The sequence below is a fragment of the Fulvivirga sp. genome (assembly GCF_040220315.1).
In the GTDB taxonomy this organism is placed as follows: domain Bacteria; phylum Bacteroidota; class Bacteroidia; order Cytophagales; family Cyclobacteriaceae; genus Fulvivirga.
Window position 1 is genome coordinate 1 of sequence record NZ_JAVJUY010000049.1, and the last position, 3,682, is coordinate 3,682.

Consider the following 3,682-nt stretch of genomic DNA (forward strand, 5'->3'; position numbering starts at 1 on the left):
ATTCTACCACCAGAAGTTTCAGGAAGCTCTTCGCCAGAATCTTCGTATAATTTCTGATTTACCGCGGCTGTTCTCCAATCGCCATAGTTGTTGGCCTGTACCCAACTAACTCCCACCACAGGGAAATATCTAAATCCAGGATATCTAAGGTAGTGATCAACGTAAGGGTCGTTATACGCTAAACGTGCTTCCCAAACAGTAGTATCTGGTAAAGCAGCAATGTATACTTCTCTTGAAGAATCAGAAACATTTAGGTAATGAAGATATTCTAACCAGTGAATGTTAGCGATTTCAGTTTCGTCCATGTAAAATGAAGCTACCGAAACAGTACGCTCAATGTTATCTCTTCTGTTAAGAATGTCTTCCTCAAAAGAACCAACAATGGAACGACCCCCTTCGATAAAAACCAAATTTGGACCTTCGGGCTGACCTGCATAAGGTTTTACCTCAAATCCATTATTATCTTCATCATTATAAGCCAATCCTGTAGCGGTACTTAACGCACCTGGGTGTGAACTCGTAGGTCTACCTCCGCCTCCACCAAGGAAACAAGAGGTTAACATCATTGATCCACCAACAACTAACAAAGCACTTTTTAAAAAGCCTGCAGTTCTTTTCATACCTGTTTATTTATTCAAAAAATTAAATGCAAATACTAATATAGTCATATATACTAAGTATTCGCAAGAATATTCGGGAGCAAAATAACATTTCTATTCGATAAAATAAGCACAAAAATGAATTTTTAGCTTAAAAAGTTGTCAAATGCTCATCTCAAACTTAGCTGACATTATTGATATAACAGTAATTGTTTTATTTTATTATATGTTGCCACTACCTATTTCGTCTGTCATACTGATTATTAACCACTTAACCATTCAACAATCCACAGGATAATAATTAAATTGAACACGTTTAGATAAATCAGAACTTTGGTGCAGGAATTAGATAGTTATATGACCGAACAGCCCATTAATACAAAGAAAATGTATTGGATATTTCAGCTTGTTGGCTGGAGTTTATTCTTCGTTTTCTATGCAGGAGTTGCCGCATATTTTAATGACTATCAATGGCAGATAATTGTAGGATACCTGAATACAGTAATTGTTGGCTTTTTACTGACACACCTGTACAGAGGTTATATAAAAAGGTACTCTTGGGAGAAGATAGGAATATTTAAACTTTCTGGTAGGGTTGTTTTAGCGTCAATAATTGTTGGCACCATCTGGTCGGCCATAGTTTTGCCTATTAACAACACCTTTTTTAAAGTAGAGAGTGATCAGGAGTTTACATTTGGAATTGGTGTAATCATCGTTTTAAACCTGTCCATTGTAGCTGCGGGATGGTCAATAATGTATTTTCTTTTTAAGTTTTTTATCAACCTAAAAAGTAGTGAGATTGAAAAGTGGAGATTGGAGGCTGCAGTTAAAGATGCTGAACTAATAGCCCTTAAATCACAGATAAACCCGCATTTTCTCTTCAATTGTCTGAACAATATCCGCTCTTTGGTTATTGAAAACCCTGAAAAATCCAGGGATATGATAGGCCATTTATCAGATCTTTTGAGGTATTCTGTGCAATTTAATAACAGGGAAAAAGTGAGTATCGAGCAGGAGTTGGATGTGGTTCAGAACTATTTAAACTTAGAATCCATCCAATTTGAGGACCGACTAAAATATACACTGGAAATAAAGCCTGAAACGTTGGATTTGAAAGTGCCACCAATGGCCATCCAATTGTTGGTTGAAAATGCCATTAAACATGGTATTTCTAATCTTCCTGCTGGCGGTGAGATTAATATAAAATCATATTTATCGGAAGATAATCTAATTGTGGAAGTTATTAATTCAGGTCAAATAAACACGGAGAAAAAAGGAACGGGCATAGGACTAAAAAATGCTTCTGACCGACTCAGATTGCTTTTTGGTAAAATATCCAATTTAGAGATCAATAATTTGAATGAACATCAGGTGAAAGCCAGCTTTAAAATACCATTAATATGAATGCATTAGTTGTAGATGACTCGCGCTTAGCAAGAAATGAACTTAAAAGGTTATTAAAGGAATTTGATTTTGTGAATGTGATTGGCGAATCGGCCAATGCCAGTGAGGCGAAAGAATTTATTGAGGAGAAGAAACCAGATTTAGTATTTCTTGACATTCAAATGCCGGGAAAGAGTGGCTTTGAGCTTTTGGAGGATTTAGAAGAGGTCCCTGAAATCATCTTTACTACAGCTTATGACGAATATGCGATAAAGGCATTTGAATACAATGCATTAGACTATCTTCAAAAACCTATTCAAAAAGATCGGCTGGCAGGGGCACTGAATAAAATTCAGGAGAAGAAAGATAAACAAGAAGCCAATGAAGAAGATCGGATGACGGAAAATCATCAGGTTTTTGTGAAAGATGGAGAGCGGTGCTGGTTCGTTCAGCTTTCAAGCGTAAGAATTTTTGAAGTGGACGGTAATTATACAAAAATTTACTTCGATGAACATAAACCAATGATTCCACGAACACTTAACTACCTGGAATCACGCTTAGATACTAAAACTTTTTTTAGGGCCAATCGCCAACAAATTATCAATTTAAAATGGGTAGAGCGTATTGAACCCTGGTTTAGCGGTAGTATAAAAATCTACTTAAAAGGCGGTCACGAAGTAGATGTTTCAAGGAGACAAACACAACGATTTAAAGAGCTCATGAGCTTTTAAGAAATCCCAATTTGGGATAAAATAGAAGTTTCTTATTCCCATTTTGGAAAAACAACTCTCTAAAACGCTCATTTAAAGCCTTTTTATCCTCTGGCACATAATTTTCACTAGTAGCTGTAACAAAAGTTACGGCTATGATCTCTTTAAACGATTTTCAAATATTACCCTTCGACAAGAAATGTGATTTTATCACTGTTTTTGCTGATTACATTTTATACCGAGAAGAAGCAGGCACTAAGCACTACTTATATTTGATGAAAGATTATTTCGTAGAGGTAAATTACTCTCCTTCAGAAGGGAAAGTATTAGGTATTCATGCATTTAAGAATTTGAGTCTGGCTGATGCTTATTTAGATCATATAGACATCTCAGACCTTTACTACTGATCCATCTAAAATTGTTTGTAAAGTAGACTTGGCTTCGTCAATTGATTGAACCTCATCAACCGTAAGAATTAGTTTTTCATTATATTCTTTTAATCTACATCGCTTCGGGTGCGTTTGAACATACGCCAGTATTCCACCAAAAACCTCTGATTTAAAATAAGCCTCACGGTCTGAAGACATAAAATAGCCTTTCAATTTGCCATTCTTAATGGTAAGCTTTTCAAAACCCAATTCTTCGGCCTGCCATCGTAACTTAACAGTTTCAATTAAATCGTGAACGGTACTTGGTAATTTACCAAACCTGTCAATTAATGAATTGGTAAAATCATGCAATTCCTCCTCTTTCTTCAGGTTATCCAGCGTATTGTATAGACTTAGCCTTTCTGAAATGTTGCCCACATAATCTTCGGGTATAATAAGTTCGAGGTCCGTTTCTATGTTACAATCCTTTACCAAATGTTTATGTGATTCTGTCAATTCTTTGGCAAACAAGTCTTTAAATTCTGTCTCCTTAAGCTCCTGTACTGCCTCATCCAGTATTTTGTGATACATATCAAACCCTAAGTCAGAAATGAACCCACTC

General features: G+C 35.9%; 5 protein-coding genes. 3 read left to right on the forward strand and 2 right to left on the reverse strand.

Annotated features, from left to right (window positions below; translation table 11 throughout):
* Positions 1–620, reverse strand: a 620-nt coding sequence (locus tag RLO81_RS01765) for a formylglycine-generating enzyme family protein (protein WP_350106336.1), incomplete at its 3' end; no start/stop codon positions are given.
* A gap of 315 nt (positions 621–935) precedes the next feature.
* Between RLO81_RS01765 and RLO81_RS01770 the strand changes: the two genes are divergently transcribed.
* The 3 genes from RLO81_RS01770 (at position 936) to RLO81_RS01780 (ending at position 3,099) form a co-directional block, all read left to right on the forward strand.
* Positions 936–2,003: a sensor histidine kinase gene (locus RLO81_RS01770; protein ID WP_350106339.1), complete on the forward strand. Its 1,068-nt coding sequence runs from the start codon at positions 936–938 to the stop codon at positions 2,001–2,003.
* Entirely contained in the window at positions 2,000–2,713 is a 714-nt protein-coding gene (locus RLO81_RS01775; RefSeq protein ID WP_350106342.1) for a LytR/AlgR family response regulator transcription factor, read from the forward strand. The genes RLO81_RS01770 and RLO81_RS01775 overlap by 4 nt, the downstream gene beginning before the upstream one ends.
* 134 nt (positions 2,714–2,847) lie before the next feature.
* Positions 2,848–3,099, forward strand: a complete 252-nt coding sequence (locus RLO81_RS01780) for a hypothetical protein (protein ID WP_350106345.1) — start codon at positions 2,848–2,850, stop codon at positions 3,097–3,099.
* On the opposite strand, the gene RLO81_RS01785 is transcribed toward RLO81_RS01780, so the two are convergent.
* Positions 3,082–3,682: TRCF domain-containing protein (locus tag RLO81_RS01785; protein WP_350106348.1), on the reverse strand; the 601-nt coding region annotated here is incomplete at its 5' end. The two genes, RLO81_RS01780 and RLO81_RS01785, sit on opposite strands and share 18 nt — an antisense overlap.